Source organism: Mycobacterium sp. 1164966.3, from assembly GCF_001665395.1.
Classification (GTDB): Bacteria; Actinomycetota; Actinomycetes; order Mycobacteriales; family Mycobacteriaceae; genus Mycobacterium.
The window spans coordinates 12,985-37,367 of the sequence record NZ_LZSG01000021.1 but is presented as its reverse complement, the minus strand read 5'-3'; the positions used below and the strand labels follow the sequence as shown (position 1 = coordinate 37,367).

General features: G+C 65.7%; 24 protein-coding genes and 1 pseudogene. 3 read left to right on the top strand and 22 right to left on the bottom strand.

Annotation, left to right across the window (positions count from 1 at the left end):
* Window positions 1-36: 36 nt before the first annotated feature.
* Genes A9W99_RS07345 through A9W99_RS07320 form a run of 6 tightly spaced genes read right to left on the bottom strand, consistent with a single transcriptional unit; the run spans window position 37 to window position 6,303 of the window.
* The gene (locus A9W99_RS07345; RefSeq protein ID WP_067375323.1) at window positions 37-1,113 is read right to left on the bottom strand and encodes a PDR/VanB family oxidoreductase; all 1,077 of its coding nucleotides are present in this window, start codon (window positions 1,111-1,113) and stop codon (window positions 37-39) included.
* Between the two features lie 10 nt (window positions 1,114-1,123).
* Complete coding sequence (locus tag A9W99_RS07340) at window positions 1,124-2,860, bottom strand: SDR family oxidoreductase (protein WP_067375321.1); 1,737 nt, start codon at window positions 2,858-2,860, stop codon at window positions 1,124-1,126.
* A 3-nt stretch (window positions 2,861-2,863) separates the two neighbouring features.
* On the bottom strand, window positions 2,864-3,772 hold the full coding sequence (locus tag A9W99_RS07335; RefSeq protein WP_067375319.1) for a metal-dependent hydrolase: 909 nt from the start codon (window positions 3,770-3,772) through the stop codon (window positions 2,864-2,866).
* 44 nt (window positions 3,773-3,816) lie between these two features.
* A complete protein-coding gene (locus A9W99_RS07330; protein WP_082929880.1) occupies window positions 3,817-5,292 on the bottom strand; it encodes an NAD(P)/FAD-dependent oxidoreductase in 1,476 nt (491 codons plus the stop codon).
* Window positions 5,276-5,737: an SRPBCC family protein gene (locus A9W99_RS07325; RefSeq protein ID WP_067375316.1), complete on the bottom strand. Its 462-nt coding sequence runs from the start codon at window positions 5,735-5,737 to the stop codon at window positions 5,276-5,278. The genes A9W99_RS07330 and A9W99_RS07325 overlap by 17 nt, the downstream gene beginning before the upstream one ends.
* A gap of 50 nt (window positions 5,738-5,787) precedes the next feature.
* Window positions 5,788-6,303, bottom strand: coding sequence for an Lrp/AsnC family transcriptional regulator (locus A9W99_RS07320; RefSeq protein ID WP_067375315.1), 516 nt, complete (start codon window positions 6,301-6,303; stop codon window positions 5,788-5,790).
* A 67-nt stretch (window positions 6,304-6,370) separates the two neighbouring features.
* Here A9W99_RS07320 and ald point away from each other — a divergent pair, with 67 nt between their 5' ends.
* Entirely contained in the window at window positions 6,371-7,486 is a 1,116-nt protein-coding gene (gene ald, locus A9W99_RS07315) for an alanine dehydrogenase (RefSeq protein WP_067375313.1), read from the top strand.
* A 141-nt stretch (window positions 7,487-7,627) separates the two neighbouring features.
* On the opposite strand, the gene A9W99_RS07310 is transcribed toward ald, so the two are convergent.
* The 5 genes from A9W99_RS07310 to A9W99_RS07290 all read right to left on the bottom strand — a co-directional run bounded on the left by A9W99_RS07310 (window position 7,628) and on the right by A9W99_RS07290 (window position 13,927).
* Window positions 7,628-8,656, bottom strand: coding sequence for a nitronate monooxygenase (locus tag A9W99_RS07310; protein WP_067375311.1), 1,029 nt, complete (start codon window positions 8,654-8,656; stop codon window positions 7,628-7,630).
* 4 nt (window positions 8,657-8,660) lie between these two features.
* On the bottom strand, window positions 8,661-9,989 hold the full coding sequence (locus tag A9W99_RS07305; RefSeq protein ID WP_067375309.1) for a pitrilysin family protein: 1,329 nt from the start codon (window positions 9,987-9,989) through the stop codon (window positions 8,661-8,663).
* Window positions 9,976-12,252 carry a polyribonucleotide nucleotidyltransferase gene (locus A9W99_RS07300; protein WP_067375307.1) on the bottom strand — a complete coding sequence of 759 codons (2,277 nt, stop codon included), beginning with the start codon at window positions 12,250-12,252 and terminating at the stop codon, window positions 9,976-9,978. Before A9W99_RS07300 ends, A9W99_RS07305 begins: the two co-directional genes overlap by 14 nt.
* 310 nt (window positions 12,253-12,562) lie before the next feature.
* Window positions 12,563-12,832, bottom strand: a complete 270-nt coding sequence (gene rpsO / locus A9W99_RS07295; RefSeq protein ID WP_067113585.1) for a 30S ribosomal protein S15 — start codon at window positions 12,830-12,832, stop codon at window positions 12,563-12,565.
* Window positions 12,833-12,943: 111 nt separating this feature from the next.
* Window positions 12,944-13,927, bottom strand: a complete 984-nt coding sequence (locus A9W99_RS07290) for a bifunctional riboflavin kinase/FAD synthetase (protein ID WP_067375305.1) — start codon at window positions 13,925-13,927, stop codon at window positions 12,944-12,946.
* 94 nt (window positions 13,928-14,021) lie between these two features.
* Between A9W99_RS07290 and mntR the strand changes: the two genes are divergently transcribed.
* Window positions 14,022-14,714, top strand: coding sequence for a manganese-binding transcriptional regulator MntR (mntR, locus tag A9W99_RS07285; RefSeq protein WP_067375303.1), 693 nt, complete (start codon window positions 14,022-14,024; stop codon window positions 14,712-14,714).
* Here the strand turns inward: mntR and A9W99_RS07280 are convergent, their stop codons facing one another.
* The 9 genes and pseudogenes from A9W99_RS07280 to A9W99_RS07240 form a co-directional block, all read right to left on the bottom strand.
* Window positions 14,715-15,977 carry an acyl-CoA dehydrogenase family protein gene (locus A9W99_RS07280; protein WP_067375301.1) on the bottom strand — a complete coding sequence of 421 codons (1,263 nt, stop codon included), beginning with the start codon at window positions 15,975-15,977 and terminating at the stop codon, window positions 14,715-14,717.
* A gap of 34 nt (window positions 15,978-16,011) precedes the next feature.
* Window positions 16,012-16,880 (bottom strand): annotated as a pseudogene (locus A9W99_RS07275) (SDR family oxidoreductase).
* Between the two features lie 18 nt (window positions 16,881-16,898).
* The gene (locus A9W99_RS07270) at window positions 16,899-17,768 is read right to left on the bottom strand and encodes a MaoC/PaaZ C-terminal domain-containing protein (RefSeq protein WP_067375299.1); all 870 of its coding nucleotides are present in this window, start codon (window positions 17,766-17,768) and stop codon (window positions 16,899-16,901) included.
* Window positions 17,765-18,205: an SRPBCC family protein gene (locus A9W99_RS07265; RefSeq protein ID WP_067375297.1), complete on the bottom strand. Its 441-nt coding sequence runs from the start codon at window positions 18,203-18,205 to the stop codon at window positions 17,765-17,767. Before A9W99_RS07265 ends, A9W99_RS07270 begins: the two co-directional genes overlap by 4 nt.
* Complete coding sequence (locus tag A9W99_RS07260; protein WP_067375295.1) at window positions 18,205-19,395, bottom strand: lipid-transfer protein; 1,191 nt, start codon at window positions 19,393-19,395, stop codon at window positions 18,205-18,207. The genes A9W99_RS07265 and A9W99_RS07260 overlap by 1 nt, the downstream gene beginning before the upstream one ends.
* Window positions 19,396-19,487: 92 nt before the next feature.
* Window positions 19,488-20,129 carry a TetR/AcrR family transcriptional regulator gene (locus A9W99_RS07255; RefSeq protein ID WP_067375293.1) on the bottom strand — a complete coding sequence of 214 codons (642 nt, stop codon included), beginning with the start codon at window positions 20,127-20,129 and terminating at the stop codon, window positions 19,488-19,490.
* Between the two features lie 75 nt (window positions 20,130-20,204).
* On the bottom strand, window positions 20,205-21,101 hold the full coding sequence (gene truB, locus A9W99_RS07250) for a tRNA pseudouridine(55) synthase TruB (RefSeq protein ID WP_256389941.1): 897 nt from the start codon (window positions 21,099-21,101) through the stop codon (window positions 20,205-20,207).
* Window positions 21,098-21,772 (bottom strand): 4'-phosphopantetheinyl transferase, encoded by a 675-nt coding sequence (locus A9W99_RS07245; protein WP_067375291.1) that lies wholly within the window; start codon window positions 21,770-21,772, stop codon window positions 21,098-21,100. Before A9W99_RS07245 ends, truB begins: the two co-directional genes overlap by 4 nt.
* Entirely contained in the window at window positions 21,769-22,746 is a 978-nt protein-coding gene (locus A9W99_RS07240; protein WP_067375289.1) for a metallophosphoesterase, read from the bottom strand. The genes A9W99_RS07245 and A9W99_RS07240 overlap by 4 nt, the downstream gene beginning before the upstream one ends.
* A gap of 151 nt (window positions 22,747-22,897) precedes the next feature.
* On the opposite strand from A9W99_RS07240, the gene A9W99_RS07235 reads away from it, so the two are divergent.
* Window positions 22,898-23,482, top strand: coding sequence for a DUF3558 domain-containing protein (locus A9W99_RS07235; RefSeq protein ID WP_067375287.1), 585 nt, complete (start codon window positions 22,898-22,900; stop codon window positions 23,480-23,482).
* Between the two features lie 89 nt (window positions 23,483-23,571).
* On the opposite strand, the gene A9W99_RS07230 is transcribed toward A9W99_RS07235, so the two are convergent.
* Window positions 23,572-24,132, bottom strand: coding sequence for a DUF1802 family protein (locus tag A9W99_RS07230; protein ID WP_067375285.1), 561 nt, complete (start codon window positions 24,130-24,132; stop codon window positions 23,572-23,574).
* Window positions 24,129-24,377: a DUF2277 domain-containing protein gene (locus tag A9W99_RS07225; RefSeq protein ID WP_067375283.1), complete on the bottom strand. Its 249-nt coding sequence runs from the start codon at window positions 24,375-24,377 to the stop codon at window positions 24,129-24,131. The genes A9W99_RS07230 and A9W99_RS07225 overlap by 4 nt, the downstream gene beginning before the upstream one ends.
* Window positions 24,378-24,383: the final 6 nt, after the last annotated feature.

Genomic DNA, 24,383 nt, shown 5'->3' with positions numbered 1-24,383 from the left:
GTGCATATCGCCCACGTTCGCCGCGCCCATCAGCACCTAGGCGTCTATGACAACTCGGTCGCTTTTCGCCCGGGACACGCAGACCAGCATCTCGTCGTCAGCTACGACACCTCGGCCCCGGTGATCGACTTGTCCGGCAAGCAATTTGACTTTGCATGTTCCGCAGAAGCCCTGCTGGCACGAGTACGGGGTCGTCGGGTCGCCGTCGAGCATGACGTCGAGAGCGGACCGGTTCGCAGGAATACTGAGCACGCGTTTCGACCGGGCGAGTTCCAATTCGAATGGAACTCCGTCGACCACCGGCGGGGGGCTGAACCGCTCGTAATGCAGTGGCGCGTCGGCATGTTCATTGCGGGCCACCCGGACCGCCTCCAACATGGCGCTGGGCCCGCACACGTAGACGGCCGTCGCTGGCCCCGCGCCCGTCAGCAGGTCGTCGACGGCGGGCACACGACCGTGCTCGTCGTCCGCCCACACCGTGACCCGGTCCGGCGCCACCGACACCACCTCGTCCAGGAACGGCATGTATTCGCGGCTACGGCCGGCATAGACTGCGCGCCAATCGGTTCCGTATTGCTGGGCCACCCGGATCATCGGCAGAATGGCCGTCACGCCGATGCCGCCGATCACGAACAACACGTCACGTTCCGTCGTGCCGAGATAGAAGGCGTTGCGTGGGCCTTCGAAAGTCAAAGTGTCGCCCACCCGGTACACGTCGTGCATCTCGATGGAACCGCCGCCACCGTCGGCGATCCGGCGGACGGCGATGCGGTAGTCGGTGCGCCGCCCCGGCGGTCCGCACAGGGAGTACTGGCGGCGTCGCCCCGAGGGCAGCTGGACGTCGATATGTCCGCCGGGCGTCCACGACGGAAGCAATCCGCCGTCGGGGTCGGCCAGGGTCAACGCGACGACGTCGGGTGCGACGAGTTCGCGGCGGGTGACCACCGCGAACTGCGTGCGGCGCACCGGCACCACCCGCGCCGGTGACCACCGCGACGCAGCGGCAAAGCTCCCGAACAGCGTTCGCACGCCCCACAGCACGGTGGCGAAGCGGTCGCGGTCGCGGCGGCCGTAAAGGTCGGCCGGCCTGCTGTCCCAAATGCTTTCCGACACCGTCGAATCCTTACTTCTGCCGCAGGTCGAAGCGCGCGAACAGTCGAAGCGCCGAAGGGCTGATGCGGCGCATCGCGTAGCCGATGCGGGACTCCGCGGCCACCGGTAGCACCGCCGGACCGGTCCTGACCGCCTTGACGATCGCCTTGGCGGTGGCTTCCGGGGTGAAGTTGCGGCGCCGGTACGCCGCGTCCGCCTTCTGCCGGGCACGCTCCTGCTGTTGCGCCGTCATCCCCGCGTAGACAGTGCTTTTGGCGATGTTGGTGTTTACGAAGCCCGGGCACACAGCCGTCACGGTGATGCCCTCGTCGGCCAGGTCGGCGCGCAAGGCCTCGCTGAATGCCAGCACCGCGGCCTTCGTCGTGCTGTAGGCGACCATCGATTTCGACGGCATGAATGCCGCCGCCGACGCGATATTGATGATCGTTCCGCCCTGGCCTCGTTCGGCCATCTGCTCGCCGAAGACCCTGCTGCCGGCGATGACGCCGCGGACATTGACGCCCATGATTGCGTCCCAGTGCGCTGAGGACGTCTCCAAAAACCGGCCGGCCATCCCGATACCGGCGTTGTTGACCAGGATGTCGACGACGCCGTGTTCTCGGTGAACTTGCGCCGCAAGGTCATTCATCGCCGTTTCGTCGCTGACGTCGGCCTGGTAGACGGCCGCCTCGGCACCCGCCGCGCGCACCGCATCGGCGGCTTCCTTGGCCGCCACCGAGTCGAGGTCGACGATTACCACCTTGCGCGCGCCCTGACGGGCCAGCTCGACTGCGGTGGCCCGGCCGATACCTGAGCCCGCACCGGTAACCAACGCGAGCTTGCCGCCCACCTGGCGCGGGCCGGTGCGCACCTCCGACTCGCCGGCGGGAACACCGCCGACCACACGGTCTACCCATTCGGCGGTCAGCCGGGCGATGACGTCGGGTCGCGATGTCACCACCCAGTGCCCGCCTTCGATCGGAATGACCCTGCTGCCCTTCGGAATTGAGCCGGTAAACCGCTGCAGCGCGGGCGTGACGAAAAGGTCCCTACGCGGCACCAGCACTTGCACCGGGACGTCGGTTCGTGGCAGCTGCGGGCCGGGCGACACCATCGGCGCGGGCATGTTTTCGCGGTACAAGGCCAGGCCGTTGACGTAGTCGCCGATCGAGCGGGGCGGCACTTGACGCCGGCTGCGGGAGCTTGTGCGACCGAAACGTTCAACAGCACCAAGCACTTTGACGCCCAACCCGGACCGAAAAGCCAATTCAGGAAGCCCCGGGCAGAGAAATAAGCCGATATAACTCGAACCCACAAGCTGTTTGGCGACATCGGGCAAGCGCGCTGATCGCAGGAACCTGCCGGAGTAGCGCAGATGCGGGCCCGAGATCGAGGTGAAGGAGGCAACTTTGGCCATCACCGACTCGTCGGTGATGGCGGCCCAGGTGGCAATCGAGCCCCAGTCGTGCGCCAGCAGGTGCACCCGGCCGACGCCCAGGCTGTCGATCACCGTCCTGGTGTCGGACACCAGCTGGTCGAAACGGTATCCGGAACGAGTTGCCGGACAGGATGATTCGCCGGCGCCGCGGACGTCGTACGCGATGAAGTTATAGCGGTCGACGAGCTGTTCGGCGACTCCGTCCCACACATGGTGGTTGTCAGGCCAGCCGTGAATCGCCAGGATGGTCGGGCGCTGCGGGTCGATGTCGTTGTACCGGCATACGGCCAGGGTGACGCCGTCGGAAGCAATGACGTTGGTGCTAGCCACAGCTCAGTGCGATGCTCGGGCGGCGGGTGAGACGGCCAGATAGTCGACGGCCAGATCCAGGCCGCCCAACTGCGAGGGGTGAAAGCCCGGCTTGTAGTAGTCGCCGACGACCCGCGCCAGGCGCAGCGGCCCGGGCACCAGCCCGCGGCGTGCGGCCCTGATGTAATCCCGCCAGCGCGGCTTGCTGCCCGGCGGCAGCAGCGGGTCCACCGAGTACATGAACCGCACTCCGCGAATCCACATCAGCAACATCACCGGCGAGACCGCCAGCTGGGTGCGCACCTGGCGCCAGTACCCGGCCCGCAGGTGCTTCATGGTGTCGAACGCGACGGCCTTGTGCTCGACCTCCTCGGCTCCGTGCCACCGCAGCATGTCCAGCATCACCGGATCGGCCCCGACGGCGTCGAGCTCGGGGGAATCGAGTATCCACTCACCCAGCACGGCGGTGTAATGCTCGATTGCCGAGATGAACGAAACCTGCTCCAGCAACCAACTGTGCTGTCGCCGTGCGCTGCGCCGGGGCTTCTCACCGAGCAAGCGCTCGAACAACCACCTGACCTGGCCGGTGAACGGTGTCAGGTCGACACCTTGGGCGGCGAAGTGGGCGAGCACGCCTGAGTGGGCCTGGGAATGCATCGCCTCCTGACCGATGAATCCCTGCACATCCAGCCTCAGCTGGTCGTCCTTGATCAGCGGCAGCGCTTTCTTGAATACCTCGACAAAGAATTCCTCGCCCGCGGGCAGCAGCAGATGCAGGACGTTGAGGACGTGGGTGGCCAGCGGCTCGTTTGGCACATAGTGAAAAGGCAGTTTGGCCCAGTCGAACTTGACGTCGCGTGCCTCGAGGACCAGGCGTTCGTGATCGAGGGAATCGTCATGCGGACCGACTGCCTGGTCGTCAACGGTAATCATGTGGCCCCCTTCAAATTCGGTCAGTATAAATGCGGCACCACGCCTCAGGCGAAGCTGCGCAGGTCATAGTGGCTTGGATCGGGATTTTCCAGCATCGCGCGGTGTGCGCCCGGCGTAAAGGGCCAGACTTCGGGCAGACCGTCCTTGCCCAGGTACCAGCTGTCACAGCCGGTCGTCCACACCGTGTTGGGCATGGCGGCACGCAACTGGTCGTTGTAGATCGCGGTCGCCGCGGGGGTTGGCTCCACGGTGTCGAATTCACCATGGCGCCAACGATTTATCCAGTCCAGTATGTGATTGGACTGTGATTCGGCAACCGCGGTCAGCGACAGATTCCCCACCGGGCTGTGCGGCCCCAGCATCATGAAGAAGTTGGGAAATCCGGGGATTGCAACGGTCTGGTGCGCGTGCGGGCCGTCGCGCCATACCTCGTCGGCCGTGATTCCGTCCCGGCCGGTCAGCCGCATCGGCCGGAAGAAGGCGTGCGTGTCGAAACCGGTGGCCAGCACGATGATGTCCACCTCGTGCAAGACGCCGTCCTCGGTGACGATGCCGCGGCGTTCCACATGGTCGATGCCGGCCGTGACCAGTTCGACGTCGTCACGCTGGATGGCGTGGTAGAAGCCCGCCGACATTACCAGCCGCTTGCACATGGGCTGATACTGCGGGGTCAGTGAACGGCGCAGCTCGGGGTCACGCACCTTGCGCAAGCTGGCGCGGCATAGCGCTCCCATCCACTTTCGTCGCAAACCGGGTTTGGTCAATGCAACGGCGAAAGTGTCGAAAAGAAAGCTGTATACCTGGTAAGCCAGTCGATCGAGCCATGGAATGGCTTGGTGGGTAACGCTGGCGAACCGGGAGTATCGCGGGTTCGGCAGCCGCATGACCCACTGCGCGGTGCGCTGGAACAGCACGACTCTGCCCGCCACGCCGGCCAACCCGCAGACCAGCTGAACTCCGGTAGATCCATTGCCGATCACCGCGATGCGCCGCCCCTGCAGCGCCACTCGATGATCCCAGCGCGCGGAATGAAACACGTTGCCGCCGAAGTCGTTCAGGCCGGCGATCGACGGCATTCGGGGATGATGCAGCACTCCGGTAGCCGAGATCAGGAAGTCCACCTCGACCTCGTTTCCGGCGTCAGTGCGCAGCACCCAGCGGCGGCCATCGAAGCGGGCGCTGACGATTTCGGTACCGAACCGGATCCGGTCTCGCAGCGCGAATTGGTCTGCGATACCACGGAAGTAGGCCTGAATCTCGCCGCCCGGGGAGAACATGTGCGACCAGTTCGGGTTCGTGGCGAACGTGTACTGATAGACGCGCGACGGCACGTCGCAGGTCAGTCCGGGGTAAGTGTTGTCGCGCCACGTCCCGCCCACCTCGTCGGCCTTCTCGTAGACGGTGAGATCGGTGATGCCGCTGCGCAGCAACGCGATAGCGACACACAAACCGGACATTCCCGCGCCGACGACGGCGACAGCGGGATCACGTATCGTCGTCGAACTACCCGGCTTCCGCACGTTGCTTGAGGCGTTGCAGGGTGAGCTGGATGTGCTCGGCGTTGGCGGCGGCGCGATCTTTGACACCGGTGGCCCGGTAGGCGACCTTGCGGAACCAGCCGGGCCGGCGGTCCCAGGTGCTCTCGGTGACCCGGCAGCCGCCGTCGGCGGCTTCAAGGTCGTACTGCCAGCGGGCGATCGGCAGCACGGTGTAGCGGACGTCGAAGGCGAAGACGCGGCCCGGTTCGGCGTCGGTCACCGTGCACTTCGTCGACCAGCGCTTGTCATCGTTTTCGTTGCGGCCGACGAACACCGCCCCCGTGCTCACGCAGTCACCCTTGCGGAACTCCATCGCCACCGCCTCCTCGGCCAACGAAGCCAGCGTCGGCAGGTCGGTGATGAGCCGGTATACCTCGTCAGGACTGCGGTCGATTTGCACGGTCGCCGAGGCGGATGGCTCTGTCATCTGGTGATCATAACCAGCCGGCCCAGGCCCTACACAGGGTTAGATCGCCACTAGATCGGCGCTGCGCCGGGCAGGTGCTCGAAGATCAGCGAAGTCTGGGTGCCCGCGACGTCCGCGTCGGCGTTGAGGTTCTCGACCACGAACGAGCGCAAGTCCTCGGTGTCACGAGCAGCGACGTGGAGGATGAAATCGTCGGCGCCGGCCAGGAAATAGACGTCCATCACCTGTCGCCTGCGGCGGATCTGTTGAATGAAGCTGCGGATCTTGCCGCGCGCACTGGACTGCAGGTTCACCGAGATCATCGCCTGCAGGGGCAATCCCACTGCGACCGGGTCGATGTCGGCGTAGAAGCCGCGGATGACGCCGAGTTCCACCAACCGCCGTACGCGCCCGTGGCACGTCGATGGGGCGATACCCACCGCCTCGGCGAGCGCATTGTTGGTAATCCTGGCATCGCCGTGCAAGACGCGCAGAATGCTGCGGTCCACGTCGTCCAGATCGACCGGCCGAACATCCTTCGACATGTCATCCAGCTGGGCCGCAAATCCCGCGGATTCATCAGGCATACCGCCACACTACCGAAATATCATCGTGTTCTTTGCGGACCTCCCGAATGTTCTTCACACTGGAAGGATGCGTATCGGCATTCCGACCGAGACAAAGAACAACGAGTTCCGGGTCGCCATCACCCCGGCGGGAGTCGCCGAACTGACCCACCGCGGCCACGAGGTAATCGTCCAGGCCGGCGCCGGGGAAGGTTCGGCGATCTCCGATGCGGACTTCAAGGCAGCCGGTGCTCAATTGATCGCCACGGCCGAAGAAGTTTGGGGCGACGCCGAATTGCTGCTCAAGGTCAAGGAACCGATGCCGGCCGAGTATCCCCTGCTGCACCGCGGCCAGATTTTGTTCACGTTCTTGCACCTGGCCGCGTCACGCGGGTGTACCAATGCGTTATTAGCCTCCGGGACAACATCAATCGCCTACGAGACGGTGCAGACGCCCGACGGCGCGCTGCCGCTATTGGCCCCGATGAGCGAAGTCGCCGGACGACTCTCCGCCCAGGTCGGGGCCTATCACTTGATGCGGACCCACGGTGGCCCGCCTGCCCGGCGAGGGGTGCTGATGGGCGGGGTGCCCGGTGTCGAACCGGCTGTGGTCGTGGTGATCGGGGGCGGTAACGCCGGCTACAACGCCGCCCGCGTCGCCGGCGGAATGGGCGCGGACGTCACGGTATTCGATGTCGACATCAACCGCCTTCGCGAACTGGACGGCAAGTTCCGGACCCGCCACTCATCGGTGTACGAGCTCGAGGATGCCGTGAAAGGCGCCGACCTGGTGATCGGGGCGGTCCTGGTCCCGGGCGCCAAGGCGCCCACGCTGGTCACGAATTCGCTTGTCGCACACATGAAGTCGGGAGCAGTGTTGGTGGACATCGCCATCGACCAGGGCGGCTGCTTCGAGGACTCGCGGCCGACCACCCACGATGACCCGACTTTCGCCGTACACGACACACTGTTCTACTGCGTGACCAACATGCCCAGCTCGGTGCCCAGGACGTCGACGTTTGCGCTGACCAACGCGACCATGCCCTATGTGCTCAAACTGGCCGACCGCGGCTGGCAGGCAGCTTGCCGTTCGGATCTCGCTCTGGCCAAAGGGCTTTCGACCCACGACGGCGCGCTGCTGTCCGAACGCGTGGCCAGCGACCTGGGTTTGGCGTTCACCGATCCGGCGAGCATTCTGGCGTGAATCTTTGGCTTTGGATGTGAATCCTTGGCGTTGCGGGTGCAGCCACGGCGGAAAATCGCGCCGATGCCCGCCCTAGGCTCACACCGAAAGCCGAGGATTCACACCCAAAGACAGCTACAAGCGTGCATTTCGCAACAGCGGCTAGCCGATCGCGGCGAGACTTGCGACAATGTCGGCCACCGGCCCGGCATTCGCCTGCCGATAAGCCGTACCCGCCCACAGATTGATCCCGTTCGGGTCGTCCATCTCGACAGCCGCCGCCCGTATCGGCGCCGTCATCTGGTTGACCTCCGGATAGCCCAGCGGCGCCACATTGTCGAGCAAGCGGGTGAACTCGTTTTCCAGGGCGCGTGCATATCTACCCGAAAATGCCTTGGTGACAACGGTGTTGGTGAATTGCGGATGCTTCAACGCGGCGCGGTAGGTGGGGTTGGTGCCGGCTTCGTCGGCCAGCAGCAGCGCGGTGCCGACCTGCGCGGCCACCGCTCCCCTGCGCAGCACACCCGCGACGGCCTCGGCGGTCCCCAGTCCGCCCGCCGCCACCAGCGGAATATCGCGATGTGCATGGCCAATGCGATCTATCAGCTGGTGCAACGGCTCCTCGCCGGGCTCCATGTCGGGCGCGAACGTGCCCCGATGGCCGCCGGCATCCGGCCCCTGGACCACCAGACTGTCCGCGCCCGCAGCGATCGCCACACCGGCCTCGTAAGTCGACGTCACCGTGACCATCACCAAAAGCCCCAGCGCGCTCAGCCGCCCGACGACATCCGGCGGCGGCGCACCGAAGGTGAACGACACCAGTTCGGGTCGTAGGTCGGCCACCACCTCGAGCTTGCTTTCCCAGTCGTCGTCGTCACCGAATTCCGGCCGGCCGACCTCGACATGATAGTGCTCGGCGACTTCCTCGAGTTCCTCAGCGTAGTACTCCAGCTGCACCCAGTCGGCGACACTGGGTTGGGGCACAAAGAGATTCACGCCCAACGGACCGGTGGTGGCGGCGCGCGCCGCGGCGATGTCGTCGGCGAACTGTTCTGCGCTCAGATACCCGCCCGCGACGAAACCGAGCCCGCCCGCGTTGGACACCGCCGCGGCCAGCGCCGGTCCGCCGGGACCACCGGCCATGGGAGCACCCACGATGGGCACCGCGAGGTCCCAGAAGCCGAGCACCATCGCGCTAATTTACCATCGCCCGAAGTGGTTGCGGCAGTGATCGTTTGGAGTTGTAAGGGCCGAGCACGGCCGCCCCGTAGCGGTTGCCCAGCAGCCGGCGGGCCACCGCGTTGACGTCCTCGACGGTCACCGCCTCGATTTGCTGCAAGGTGTGTTCGATGGTGCGGTGCCTGCCGTAGTTCAACTCGCTGCGCCCGATGCGGCTCATCCGGGAGCCGGAATCCTCCAGTCCCAGGACCAGCCCGCCGCGCAGCGAACCCTTGGCGATCCGGCACTCGGCCTCGGTGATGCCGTCGCGCGCCACCGATTCCAGCACTTCGCTCGTCACGCGCATGACCTCGGCGAAACGTTCCGGCAGACACGCCGCATACACCGACAATGCGCCCGTGTCGGCGAACATGTCCAACGCCGAATACACGGAATAAGCCAGGCCGCGTGACTCCCGAACCTCTTGGAACAGCCGCGAACTCAGACCGCCGCCCAGCGCGGTGTGCAGCACCGACAGCGCCCAGCGATGCTCCCAGCCGCGCCCCGGTGTGCGCACCCCCAACGACACGTGGATCTGGTCGGCGTCGCGTTTGCCCAGCGTCAACCGCGGCCCGCCGTTCACCCGCCCGGCACCTTTCCGAGGCGCGACGGGACGCCGCCCGCGCACCAGACGCGGTCCGAAATGCTCACGGACGAGTGCCACCACCTCGTCGTGGTCGACATTGCCGGCCACCGCGACGACCATCCGTTCGGGGGTGTAGCGGCGCAGGTGAAAGGAGTTCAGTTGGCTGCGGGTCATGGCCGAGACGGATTGCGCGGAGCCGATCACCGGGCGGCCCACCGGATGGTCGCCGAAGAGCGCCGTGAGAAACATGTCGGCCAGCGCGTCCTCGGGGTCGTCGTCGCGCATCGCGATCTCCTCGAGGACGACGGCGCGTTCCAACTCGACATCCTCGGCCGCGCAGCGACCGTTGAGCACTACGTCGGCGACCAGGTCGACCGCGAGCGCGAGGTCGCTGTCGAGCACATGCGCGTAGTAGCAGGTGTGCTCCTTGGCGGTGAACGCGTTCAGCTCCCCGCCGACGGCGTCCATGGCCCGGGCGATATCCACCGCCGTGCGCGTCGGCGTCGACTTGAACAGCAGGTGTTCGAGGAAGTGCGCCGCCCCGGCTACCGTCGCGCCCTCGTCGCGCGAACCGACCGCGACCCAAACCCCGACCGACGCCGAGCGGACGCCGGGCAGGTATTCGGTGACCACGCGCAGTCCGCCGGGCAGGGTGGTGCGCCGCGGTGCCCCGACCGGCGCGGGATCCTTTGCCGGTCGCTTGGGATCAGCTAACGGCATCGGCTGGCGCGGTACCCGAACCGGCAGGGGTCTTGTCCGCCGAGCTCTCTTCTTCGGCCACCAACACCAGCGAGATCTTGCCGCGCTTGTCGATGTCGGCGATCTCCACCCGCAGCTTGTCACCCACGTTGACGACGTCCTCGACCTTCGCGATGCGCTTGCCCTTACCGAGCTTGGAGATGTGCACCAGACCGTCACGACCGGGCAGCAACGACACGAACGCGCCGAAATCGGTTGTCTTGACGACGGTTCCGAGGAAACGCTCGCCCACCGTCGGCAGCTGCGGGTTGGCGATGGCGTTGATCCGGTCGATCGCGGCCTGCGCGGATGGCCCGTCGGTGGCGCCGACGAACACCGTGCCGTCGTCTTCGATCGAGATCTGCGCGCCGGTCTCCTCGGTGATGGCGTTGATGACCTTGCCCTTGGGGCCGATCACCTCGCCGATCTTGTCCACCGGGACCTTGATGGTGGTCACCCGCGGGGCGAACGGGCTCATCTCGTCCGGCTTGTCGATGGCTTCGGCCATCACCTCCAAGATGGTCAGCCGCGCGTCGCGGGCCTGCTCGAGCGCACCCGCGAGCACTTGCGACGGAATCCCGTCGAGCTTGGTGTCCAGTTGCAGTGCGGTGACGAAGTCCTTGGTGCCGGCGACCTTGAAGTCCATGTCGCCGAAGGCATCTTCGGCGCCCAGGATGTCGGTCAGGGTGACGAAGCGCCGCTCGGAGCCGCCACCCTCAACCTCGATGTCGTCGGAGACCAGGCCCATCGCGATGCCGGCGACCGGCGCCTTCAGCGGAACTCCCGCGTTCAGCAGCGCGAGCGTGGAGGCGCAGACCGACCCCATCGACGTCGACCCGTTGGAGCCCAGGGCTTCCGACACCTGCCGGATGGCGTAGGGAAACTCCGCGACGCTGGGCAGCACCGGCACCAGCGCCCGCTCGGCCAGCGCGCCGTGCCCGATCTCACGCCGTTTGGGCGAGCCGACGCGGCCGGTCTCGCCGGTGGAGAACGGCGGGAAGTTGTAGTGGTGCATGTAGCGCTTGGTCGTCTCGGGTCCCAGCGAGTCGATCTGCTGGGCCATCTTGACCATGTCGAGCGTGGTCACGCCCAGGATCTGGGTTTCGCCGCGCTCGAACAGCGCACTGCCGTGCGCCCGTGGGACGACGGCGACCTCGGCCGACAGGGCGCGAATGTCGGTGATGCCGCGGCCGTCGATGCGGAAATGGTCGGTGAGGATGCGCTGGCGGACCAGCTTCTTGGTCAGCGACCGGAACGCGGCGCTGACCTCTTTTTCGCGGCCCTCGAAGGTGCCGGCGAGCCGCTCGAGAACCTGGGCCCGCAGTTCTTCGGTGCGCTCGTTGCGTTCGGCCTTGCCGGGAATCGTCAGCGCCGACGACAGCTCCTCGGTGGCCGCCGATGACACCGCGTAATAGACGTCTTCGCCGTAATCGGGGAAGGTCGGATACTCGTTGGTCGGCCTGGCGGCCGCGTCGGCGAGCTCCTGCTGTGCGGTACACAGCGCGGCGATGAACGGCTTGGCCGCCTCGAGGCCTTGCGCCACAATACTTTCCGTGGGCGCCTGGGCCCCGCCGTCGATCAGTTCGATGACGTTTTCGGTGGCCTCGGCCTCGACCATCATGATGGCGACATCGGGTTGGCCCTGGTCCTCCGTACCGACGATGCGACCGGCGACCACCATATCGAAGACGGCCCGCTCGGTCTGCTCGACCGTGGGGAAGGCCACCCAGGTGCCGTCGATCAGCGCTACTCGCACACCCCCGATGGGTCCGGAGAACGGCAGGCCGCCCAGCTGGGTGGAGGCCGACGCGGCGTTGATCGCCAGCACGTCGTACAGGTCGTTGGGATCCAGGCTCAGGATGGTGACCACGATCTGGATCTCGTTGCGCAGGCCGTCGACGAACGACGGGCGCAGTGGGCGGTCGATCAGCCGGCAGGTCAGGATCGCGTCGGTGGAGGGCCGGCCCTCGCGGCGGAAGAACGAGCCGGGGATGCGGCCGGCGGCATACATCCGCTCCTCGACATCGACGGTCAGCGGGAAGAAGTCGAAGTGTTCCTTGGGACTCTTGCTGGCGGTGGTCGCCGACAACAGCATGTTGTCTTCGTCCAGGTAGGCGACCACAGCGCCGGCGGCCTGCAGGGCCAACCGGCCGGTCTCGAAATGGATGGTGCGGGTGCCGAAGCTCCCGTTGTCGATGGTGGCGGTCGCCTCGAACACGCCTTCTTCAATTTCAGCTACAGACATAGGTGTCCGTATGGCCTCTCTGGGTTATTCAGCTGTTTCGCGCATCCATGCGCAACCCGAACGGGGTGCTCGTCAGGAGCAAATCTGAATACGGCTACGGCCATCGATCGAAGCGGCCGGTCTGCCCCAGATGCGGGGAGCCCGGCAGCCACTACCGAAGACCGCCCGATACAGACTGGGCTGCTCCCTACGTGACACGCTGGAACGGCACACGCGGAGCTGCGTGAACCGCACCGTTTGCTGGACCGAGCCGGTCCAGAACGCTCTCACTCTACACGGGCTAACGCGCAGGTCTAGAGGGTCTGCGGCGTCAGCGACGCAGACCCAGCCGCTCCACCAGCGAGCGGTAGCGCTCCACGTCGATCTGCGACACGTACTTGAGCAGCCGGCGCCGCCGCCCCACCAGCAGCAGCAACCCCCGCCGTGAGTGGTGGTCGTGCTTGTGCACCTTGAGGTGCTCGGTCAGGTCGGCGATCCGCTTGGTCAGCAGCGCGACCTGGGCCTCCGGCGACCCGGTGTCGGTGTCATGCAGGCCGTAGGTGCCCAGGATTTCTTTCTTTTGCTCGGCTGTAAGCGCCACGAAACTATCTCCATCAATCGGTCCGCGATCAGGCGTTCAAGGCGCGGCCACCGCGAACCGCAGCACGCGCCGATGTCGTCGGGCAGTTTAGCAGCGCGCCGGCAGGCGGCGTTACCCCCCAGCCAGCAGGGCGCGCGTCCGTTCGGTGTCCCTGGCGATCTCGGCGACCAGGTCGTCCACCGAATCGAACTTGCGCTGGCCACGGATGCGGGCGGCGAAGTCCAGCGCTACGTGCTGGCCATACAGGTCGGCGTCGGTGTCCAGGACAAACGCCTCGACGGTGCGGGTTCGTCCGGAAAAGGTGGGATTGGTGCCGACGGACACCGCGGCCTGATAGCGCTCACCCGGGACTATTGCCCCGGGGGCCCCCGTCACCGGTCCCTGACCGAGCACGGTGAACCAGGCCGCATAGACGCCGTCGGCCGGGATGGCCGAATACATCGGCGGCGCCACGTTCGCGGTGGGAAAGCCCAATTGGGCGCCCCGGCCGTAGCCACGGACCACGACGCCTTCCACGCGGTGCGGGCGACCCAAAGCCTCGGTCGCGGCCATCACGTCACCGGCGTCCACGCAGGACCGGATGTAGGTCGACGAGAACGTCACGGTCTCGTTGCTGTGGTGTTCGGACAGCAGCGACATCGATTCCACCGCGAACCCGAATCGCTCGCCGGCCTTGCGCAGAGTGTCGACGTTGCCGGCGGCCTTCTTGCCGAAGGTGAAGTTCTCGCCCACCACCACCTCGACCACGTGCAGGTTCTCCACCAGCAGTTCGTGCACATAGCGCTCAGGTGTGAGCTTCATGAAATCGGTGGTGAACGGCATCACCAGGAACACGTCGATACCCAGCTCCTCGACGAGCTCGGCGCGGCGCGTCAGCGTCGTCAACTGCGCCGGATGACTGCCCGGATAGACCACTTCCATTGGGTGCGGGTCGAATGTCATCAAGACGGTCGGCACGTTGCGGGCGCGCCCGGCTTTGACCGCGTGTGCGATCAATTCGGCGTGGCCGCGGTGCACGCCGTCGAACACCCCGATGGTGAGCACGCATCGACCCCAGTCCGTGGGGATCTCGTCCTGACCGCGCCACCGCTGCACGACCGCAAGCCTACGGGTACCGGCTGAATACATGCGTGATCGGCGGGTTGGACGCGCCCTCACCGCAGATTCGTTGGCCCTAGACTCTCATGTTGTGAGGGCTGACGAAGAGACCGGCGGCCTTACCGCGGTTGCCCAGGACTATTTGAAGGTCATCTGGACTGCGCAGGAGTGGTCTGTGGACAAGGTCAGCACCAAGATGCTGGCTGAGAAGATCGGTGTGTCCGCCAGCACGGCCTCGGAGTCGATCCGCAAGCTTGCCGAGCAGGGCCTGGTCAACCACGAGAAGTACGGCGCGGTGACCTTGACCGAAGCGGGCCGCCGAGCGGCGCTGGCAATGGTGCGCCGGCATCGGCTGCTGGAGACCTTCCTGGTCAACGAATTGGGCTACGGCTGGGACGAGGTGCATGACGAGGCCGAGGTGCTCGAGCACGCGGTATCGGACCGTTTGATGGCTCGCATCGACGCCAAGCTGGGGTTCCCGCGGCGCGACCCGCACGGCGACCCCATCCCCGCCACGGATGGGCAAGTGCCGTCGCCGCCGGCCCGTCAACTGTGGGCCTGCGGTGACGGAGACACCGGGACAGTGGCCCGCATCTCCGATGCCGACCCGGAGATGCTGCGCTATTTCGCCAGCGTCGGGATCAGTCTGGACTCGCAGTTCCGGGTCCTGACCCGCCGCGAGTTCGCCGGCATGATCTCGGTGGCGATCGAGTCGGCCGACGGCGCCCAGACCACCGTCGAGCTGGGAAGTCCGGCGGCCCGGGCCATTTGGGTGGTTGCGTAGCTAGCTCAGCAGCCCCTTGGCGATGTGGGTCACCTGTATCTCGTTGCTGCCCGCGTAGATCATCAGCGACTTGGCGTCCCTGGCCAGCTGCTCCACCCGGTACTCGGCCATATAGCCGTTGCCGCCGAACAGCTGCACGGCCTCCATCGCGACGTCGGTGGCGGCCTCGGATGAGTACAGCTTCATCGCCGACGCCTCGGCCAGGGTCAGCGGCTTGCCGGCCTGCTGCCGCTCGATGCTGTTGAAAACCATGTTCTGCACGTTCATCCGGGCGATTTCCATCTTGGCCAGCTTGAGCTGGACCAATTGGAATTGCCCGATGTTCTTGCCCCAGAGTGTGCGGGTCTTCGCGTAATCCACGCAGAGCCGGTGACATTCGTTGATGATGCCGAGCGCCATCGCGGCGATCCCGATGCGCTCGGTGGCGAAATTGTCGCGGGCGCTGTCCCGGCCGTCCGTGTCGTGCCGCTGGTTCTCGCCGAGCAGCCGGTCCGGGCTCAGCCGCACGTTGTCGAAGAACAATTCGCCGGTCGGCGACGACATCATGCCCATCTTCTTGAACGGCTTGCCCTGGGTGAGGCCGGGCATGCCCGCGTCGAGCACGAAGATGAGTACCGGCCGGTTGCGCTTGTTCACGGATGGATCACCGTCGTCGAGCTTGGCGTAGACGACGAGAACGTCGGCGTCTGGCCCGTTGGTGATGAAGGTCTTCTGGCCGTTGAGGATGTAATCCTCTCCGTCGCGCTTGACGTGAGTCTTCATCCCGCCGAACGCGTCCGATCCGGAGTCGGGTTCGGTGATCGCCCATGCCGCAATCTTTTCCAGCGTCATCAGCTCGGGTAACCAGCGTTCCTTCTGGGCCAGTGTTCCGCGGCTCATGATGGTTCCCGCGCCCAGCCCGAGGCTCACCGACACGGTGCTCAGCAAGCCGATGCTGACCCCGGCCAACTCGGACACCAGCATCGCGACCATCGACGCCTGGCCACCCAGCCCACCCATAGCGCTTGAGCTGCTGCGGTTTTCGTCATGCTCGTCGCCGCCGGTATCGGTGCCCTCCTGTCTGGCCCGCTCCCGGTCGAGCATCGACTTGACCGATTCGGCGGCCATCGCGTCAAGACCGAACTGGCTGAACAACTTTCGGGCGATCGGATACGGCGAGAGCTGGCCGGTCTCCAGGTCGTCCAAATGGGGGCGGATCTCTTTGTCGATGAACTGGCGAACCGCGTCACACACCATCAGGTCGGTTTCGGACCATTCGAACATCACATACTCCTGATCGGGTGGAAGTTTGAGGTGATTACTGCGGCAGACGCGCGGCGATGTCGTCGATCAGCCAGGGACCGTCGGTCTCAATGGTATCCACATCCCGCCATCCGGACAGTCGCGAAATCGCGCCACCCTGAACGGCGTACACCTTGCCGGTCACCGGGCACTTCTCCGTCGCCAGGTAGGCCACCAACGGCGAGATATTGGCCGGGCTGAACAAATCGTGTTCGCCTTCCTCGGGTTCGGCCATGAACGAGCCCATGCCCGGGGTGGCCAGGGTGAGCCGGGTACGGGCGATCGGCGCGATCGCGTTCACCCGAACGCCATAGCGCTCCAGCTCCTCGGCGGCGATCAGGGTCAACGCCGCGATTCCGGCTTTGGCCGCACCGTAATTCGCCTGACCGGGATTAGGGAGCGTCACCCCGGACCCGGACGCGGGTTGATCACCGCGGCGTTGGGCTGATCGCCGGCCTTCGACTGATTCTTCCAGTAGGCGGCGGCGTGGTGCAGCATCGCGAAATGGCCTTTCAAGTGGACGGCGATCACCGCGTCCCATTGGGATTCCTCCATGCCCGCGATGAAGGAGTCGCGCAGGATCCCGGCGTTGTTGACCAGTACGTCCAATCGGCCGAATTCTTCGACAGCCTGCTGCACAACGCTTTTCGCGCCATCCCAGGTGGCGATGTTGGCAGTGTTGGCGACAGCGGTGCCACCGCAGGCAACAATTTCGTCGACCACTTCGCCGGCAGGGCCACTGTCAGCCCCCGCACCGGTATTCTCACCGCCGAGATCGTTGACGACGACCCTGGCCCCTTCTCGCGCGAACAGCAGCGCGTGTTCGCGTCCGATACCGCGGCCCGCGCCGGTGATCACCGCGACCCGGCCGTCCAGAACTCCCATTTGCTCATTCCTCCAATGTCAGTCGGCGATTTCCGCCAGTCCGTCGGTGATGGCCACCCCGGCGCCGTCGCCTCTTGTGGTCTCGAATGCGTAGCTGCTGATTGCGTTCGCAGAACCCTTTTTCCAGATCTTGGTCTCCAGGTCATCGCCGGGCAGCACCGGTTTGGAGAATCGGACCGCGAGCCGCTTGAGCCGGTTGACATCGGAGTCGGCCAGCTCGGTGAGCACCGCCCAGGAGGTGAACGCCATGGTGCACAGCCCGTGGGCGATGATCCCGGGCAGTCCGGCGTTCCTGGCCACGTCCTCGTCGAGATGGATTGGCATCGGATCGCCGGCTGCCGGGGAGTAGCGAAATGTCTGGTCCGCGTCGATGTGTTGTAGAACCTTGGCAACCGGGGCGTTGGCGCGCAGCGCGTCGTCGAACTTGTGGCTTGGGCTCAATTCGCCCACCGCCTTACCCGCGTTGAACCCGCGAACGAACGTGGTCACATACTGCTCGTTGACCAGCTCACCATCCTCGGTTCGGCATTCGAGCAGGATGGCCGCCCGAGTACCCTTCTCCAGGCCTTCGTAGCCGATCATCTTGCCGCGCGAAACCAGCTTGTCACCGGGCCGGATCGGCCGATGGAAGCGAAAGTCCTGCTCTCCGTGCACCACTCGCGGTATCAGCTCCACTGGCATCACGTCGACCGCCGGGATGAGCAGCGCCTCGAAGACAGGCACGATCGCGAATACCGGCGGCGCCACCTCCCCCGAACGATGTGCCTCGATCGGATCGTTGGTGGCCGCCGCGTACTCGGCCAGGCGTTCCGGAGTGACCTCGAACCGCTCGTCGTCGGTCCACTGGTTCAGGGCGCTGTCGTCGAACTGCAACTCGTCGCTTGTCATGCCGATGCCGACGCCAACTCGTCGAGCTGATCCAGCGTCTTGGCAAGCTGTTTGACGCCGTCTTTTTCCACCGCTTTGCCCAGCGCGCCCTTGATCATCGCACCCTCGAAATCACCGGACACGGTGAACTTGGAACCGGTGCCGTCCGGCGCGATGTCGAACGTGAACTGCGCCTTGACACCGGCCATACCGGTGCCGCTCAGCACCAAATGGTTTGGCGCGTCAACTGATTCGATCGTCCATTCGATCTTGTTGGCCATCCCCAGCATGACGATCTTGGCGGTGAGCTTGGCGCCCTCGCTCAGCGTGGCCGGTGGTTCCGCCAGCCACTTTTCATGCACGGTGAACCACTTGTCCCAGTTGGCGAGATCGGCGACCGTTTCCCACAGCGCTTCCGGACTGGCGGCCAGGTCCCGGGTGGCTTCGATGTGTCCCATCAGCGCTCCGCTCGTTGGTATGCGGTGACGACGGCGGCGCCGCCAAGCCCGATGTTGTGCTGCAGCGCCGCGGTGACGCCCTCGACCTGGCGCTTGTCAGCGGTGCCGCGCAGTTGCCAGGTCAACTCGGCGCACTGCGCCAAACCGGTGGCGCCCAACGGATGTCCCTTGGAGATCAGCCCGCCGGACGGGTTGACCACCCAGCGTCCGCCGTAGGTGGTGTCGTCATCGTCGATCAACTTGGGCGCCTCCCCCTCGCCACACAGGCCGAGAGCCTCGTACAACAGCAGCTCGTTGGCGGAGAAGCAGTCGTGCAGCTCGATCACCTGGAAGTCCTCCGGGCCCAGACCGGACTGGTCGTAGACATGTTGCGCGGCTTGGACGTTCATGTCATAGCCGATGAGGCCTTTGCAGGTGCCGTCGAAGGTTGAGGTGAAGTCGGTCGTCATGGCCTGTCCCACGATCTCCACCGCCTGGCCCGCCAGTCCGTGCTTGTCGACGAAGGCCTCCGAGGCCAGAATCGCCGCGCCCGAGCCATCCGACGTCGGCGAGCACTGCAGTTTGGTGAGCGGGTCGTAGATCATCCGCGACGCCAGGATGTCGTCGAGGCTGTAGGACTCCTGAAATTGCGCAAATGGATTATTCACCGAATGCTTGTGGTTCTTGTAGCCGATTTTCGCGAAATGCTCTGCGGTGCTGCCGTATTTCTTCATATGCTCGCGACCCGCCGCGCCGAACATCCACGGTGCCGCGGGAAAGAGCACCTCAGATATCTCGGCCATCGCCATGACATGCTTGTCCATCGGCTGCGCGCGATCGTCATAGCTCGTGGTCAGCGATCCCGGCTTCATTTTCTCGAAACCCAGGGCGATCGTGCACTCCGCTAATCCGCCCCGAATCGCTTGGGCAGCAAGGTAAAGCGCTGTCGATCCGGTCGAGCAGTTGTTGTTGACGTTGACGATCGGAATACCCGTCAGGCCTAACTCGTACAGAGCCCGCTGCCCGGACGTCGATTCCCCGTAGACATAGCCGACGTAACCTTGCTCGACCTCGGAGTATTCAATGCCGGCGTCTTCGAGCGCCTTTGTCCCCGACTCTCTGGCCATATCGGGGTAGTCCCAGCCCTCGCGGCGGCCCGGCTTCTCGAACTTCGTCATGCCGACGCCTACCACGTATACCTTGTTCGCCACGGCGCTCCTCTCGAAGAAACATACACACCAGACTGTATCTTGCAACAATTGCCGGCAGAAGGTCAACAGCGGTGCGTCAAAGGCCGGCGGTCCTATTGCGACAACGATTCCGGCAAAATTTCGGCGAGGCGGGGGCGCAGGTCGGCGCAGGCACGCTCCCAACGCCGCCGAGCGCGGTCGGAATCTTGTTCGACGAAGCTGGCGACGAGGATTCCCCGCAGTGCATCCATCGCGGTGTAGGCGACATCCCGTATCTGCTTCTGCGCCTGCTGTTCAGGGATCAGCTGGGCGATAGCCGCAATCAGCGCGCTGTTCACCAGCGGCTCCACCCGCTGAATCTGACGCGCCAACACCGGATCGGTGCGAGCCGCAACCCAAAGTTCTAGTGCGGCAATGAACATAGGCCCCTGATGGGCTTCCCACATGAAATCCAGCACGGTCGAGATCAGATCGGTGCCGGCTTTGACACGACCCAGCTCTGCGATTGCGGCTTGCGCGCGCTGCTGGGCCAGATGCTCGATCGCGGCGACCACCAGGTCTTCCTTGGACGGGAAGTGGTGAATCTGAGCGCCCCGGGTAACTCCAGCCAGCTCGGCTACCCGGGGCGTGGTGGTGCCGGCATAACCATAGGTGGTCAGGCATTCGATGGTCGCGTCCAGCAAACGCACGCGGGTCGCCGCACTGCGCTCGGCCTGCGTGCGCCGGACGCTCCGGCCGTCGACTTCGGCAGCCACCGCTCACCCCATTTCACCGCGACGCTCTGTTTGGGCGAGGTCAACAATACATGCTGGGCTGCATCTAATCGCTCTTTAGAGCGTCGCGGGGCGGATCACGACGACCGGCTTGGTCCGCGAACCCTCGTCACGTAGCAGGGCGATCACCCGGCCGTCGGGGGCACAAGCGGCGTAGACGCCGTCGATGCCGGCGGGTGAAAGCGAGCGGCCGTTTCCGGTCGCCTCGGCTTCATCAGTGGTCAGGTCGCGGCGCGGGAACAGCAACAGGCAGGCTTGGTCGAGGGTCAGGCTCAGCCGGGGCCGCTGCGCCAGCTCGTCCAGCGAGTACGCCTGGTCCAGCGCGAAGCGCCCGACCCGGGTGCGGCGCAGCGACGTCAGGTGCCCACCCACCCCGAGCGCATCGCCGAGGTCGCGGGCCAGCGCGCGGACATAAGTGCCCGACGAGCAGTCCACCTCGACGTCCACGTCCACCAGCTGATCCTCGCGTCGAAGAGCCACCAGCTCGAACCTCTCGATGCGCACCGGCCGGGCTTTGAGCTCGACGGTGTGGCCCTCGCGAACCAGCCGGTAGGCGCGGCGGCCGTCGACCTTGATCGCGCTGACCACCGACGGCACCTGCATGATGTCGCCACGCAACCCCTCGATCGCGGCATCGATACCCTCAGATGTCAGATGTGCGGCCGAAACCGATTGCAACACTTGACCTTCGGCGTCCTCGGTGGACGTCGTCTGGCCCAGCCGGATGGTGGCGGCATACGACTTGGACACCGCGGTCAGCAGGCCGAGGATCTTGGTGGCACGGTCGATCCCGATCACCAGCACGCCCGTGGCCATCGGGTCCAGCGTCCCCGCGTGTCCCACCCGGCGGGTGGCGAAGATCCGGCGGCAGCGGCCCACCACGTCGTGACTGGTCATGCCGGCCGGTTTGTCGACCACGACGATGCCCGGGCTGAGCCCGGCAGCTGAACTCACAGCACAATGGCGGTCAGCACCAGATCGCGCTCCACCGACCAGCGCCCGCGCAGGGTGGTCAGCGGCGGACCGGTCAGCGCGGCACCGTCGACCAGTATCTTGGAGACGAAGTCGCCGGTGTTCCCCTCGCCGTCGACGTCGAACACGATGTGAGCGTCCTCGAAACCCAGCCAGCGCTTTGTCAACGGGAACCACGCCTTGTACGTTGCCTCCTTGGCGCAGAACAGGATTCGGTCCCAGTGCAGCCCCGCGGGCAGGGTGGTGATTTCGTGACGTTCCTCGTCGATCGTGATCGCGTCGAGCACGCCGTCGGGCAACACGTCATGGGGTTCGGCGTCGATGCCCACCGAGCGCACCGTACTATTGCGTGCCACCACCGCGCCGCGATAGCCGGTGCAGTGGGTGAGGCTCCCCACCACGCCGTCGGGCCAGCACGGCTCCCCCTTGTCTCCCTTCAGGATCGGTACCGGCGGCAGGCCGAGCTCACGCATCGCGATGCGGGCGCAGTGCCGGGCGGTGACGAACTCGTTGCGCCGCTTGGCAACCGACTTCGCGATCAGCGGTTCCTCTTCGGGAAGCGGGGACAGCCCGGGCGGGTCGGAGTACAACTCGGCGTACGCCATGTCGCGCGCGTCGGGCAACACGGAGGACACCAGCATCGTGGCCGTCATCGAGATTGCCGCTGCCGCAACCGTTCCCGGAACTGGGCGGCCTGTGCCCGCATCTCGGGGGTGATCACGAAGTGTCCGCCGAAGTCGTTGAGGTAACCGGGCGCGTACTGGGGATCCGGCAGCACCTGCCGTAGCCAGCTGTATGGCTTGCGGCGCCGCCACTCGCGCGGGTAGCCCACCGACACCTCCTCGAATCGCACGTCGTCATACCAGGTGGTGCGGGGGATGTGTAAGTGGCCGTAGACCGAACAGACGGCGTTGTAACGGGTGTGCCAGTCGGCGGTCTTGGTGGTGCCGCACCACAGCGAGAACTCCGGATAGAACAAGGCGTCGCAGGGCTCTCGCACCAATGGAAAGTGATTCACCAGCACGGTCGGTGTCATCCAGTCCAGCTGTTCGAGGCGGGCTCGGGTACTGGCCAGGCGCTCCCGGCACCAGGCCTCACGGGTGTGGTAAGGCTCCGGCGAGAGCAGGAATTCATCGGTGGCCAACACGTTGCGCTGGCGCGCGATGGCCAAGCCCTCGGCCTTGGTGGTCGCCCCCTGCGGCAGAAAGCTGTAGTCGTAGAGCAGGAACATCGGCACGATGGTGGCCGGGCCGCCGCGCTCGGTCCACACCGGAAACGGGTGCTCGGGCGTGACCACGCCCATCTCGTCGCACATGTTGACCAGGTATTCGTACCGCGCGCGGCCGAAGATCTGGTTGGGATCGCGGCTGGTGGTCCACAGCTCGTGATTGCCGGGCACCCAGATCACCTTGGCGAACCGCCGGCGCAGCAGGTCAAGCGTCCAGCGAATCTCGTCGGTGCGCTCGGCAACGTCCCCCGCCACGATCAGCCAATCGTCCGGGGACGACGGGTTCAGCGACTCGGCGACGGGTTTGTTACCGGTGTGACCGGTGTGCAGGTCAGAGATCGCCCACAACGTCGGTTGCCCGCCGTTGGTCGACCTCCACCCTCTTTCTTGCCCAGCCACGAATAACCACCCTAACGGCCCGGCGGCAGCACCACCGGCACGCCCGCCGAGCTAGCACAGGTTCTGGTTTCGACAAGTTCTAGTTTCACTGTGACGGCGAGCAACCGACTTGTATAGTCCGGGCAAAGGACCGCCGATCGCAGGGGGTGTCGTGGTTACCAGGTTGCGGCTGATCGGAGCGCTTGCCGCATTAGTGGCAGCGGTCTTGGTGACAGTCAGCTGGCAGAGCGCGCCTCCCGCGTCGGGACGCGGGCCCATCGAACTGCGGTCGACTGCGCAGCCGATCGAAACGCCAACCACCATGAAGAGCCCCATCGTGGCGACCACCGACCCGCGCCCGTTCGACGCATGCGAGGACATCCCGTTCGACGCCCTGCAGCGGCTGGGATTGGCGTTCACCCCGCCCGAACACGAAGACGGGCTGCGCTGTCACTTCGACGCAGGCAACTATCAGATGGCCGTCGAACCGATCATTTGGCGCACCTACGAGCAGACACTGCCCGCTGACGCGCTCGAGACCACGATCCAGGGACACCGCGCCGCCCAGTACTGGGTGATGAAGCCGACGTATCACAACAGCTTCTGGTTCTACTCCTGCATGGTCGCCTTCAAGACCAGCTACGGAGTGCTGCAGCAGGCCTTGTACTTCTCGACGGTCTACTCCAACCCCGAGGTCGACTGCATGCCCACCAACTTGCAGCGGGCCAACGACCTCGCCCCGTTCTACAAGTTCTGAGTCGCCTCAACCGTCGTGCAGCTCCGGGCGCGGACGGTCATCCATTCGGTGCACTTCGGACGCTCGGGCTGGTGCTTCCGGTCGATGCTTTATCCGACGGCGTCGCGAACCCGGGCGGCGACCTCCGCTAGCGCCGCGTCGGCGTGTACCGGCGCGCCGAGGGTGGGTTCGACGGGCAGCTGGACCCAGCTGGTGCAACCGGCGTATTCCGGGGTGCGGAGTATCCGTATCGGCCGGGTCAGCGGAATCGCCTGGACCACCAGCACTGCCAGCTTGCGCTTCGGCCGGAAGTCGAGCCGGTCGGCGCGCACCGACTCAGCAGTCCAGATGTGCAGGTCTTCGATTTCCCGCAGGCCGTCCGGCCGATTGACTTCAAGCGCCGCAACCACTTTCGCGGCTGCCCTCAGCGTCAGGTGCTCGTCGGTGCTGTCCGCGGCCGCCGCGGCCAGCAGGTCACGGTGTTCGGGCCGGACGCGCTGGGCGTGGCTGTGCGCGACCGTCGGGAACAACAGGAACTCGCGGGCGGCCACCTCGAACCGCTTCTCGTTGATGCCGCCCTTGCGCAGCAGGATCCGCTGACGACCGTCGAGCAGCGCGTGCACCGCCGCGCTCCACTCCTTGAGCGCGGGAGCGGTGGCGACCCGCGTCATCCAACTCCCAGCCGGCGCAGCGGCGGGACGGTCTTGGGCGGCTGGCGCCGCGGCGGCAGGGATTGCAGCAACCGCGTCGTCGTGTCGGTGACCTCGGCGACCGCCACCTCGAATGCCTCGGCGTTGGCGGCCGACGGGCGGGTGATGCCGCTGACCTTGCGCACATACTGGCGCGCCGCCGCCGAGATCTCCTCGGCGGTGGCCGCGGGCTGCAATCCACGCAGTTCGGTGATATTCCGGCACATGCTTCA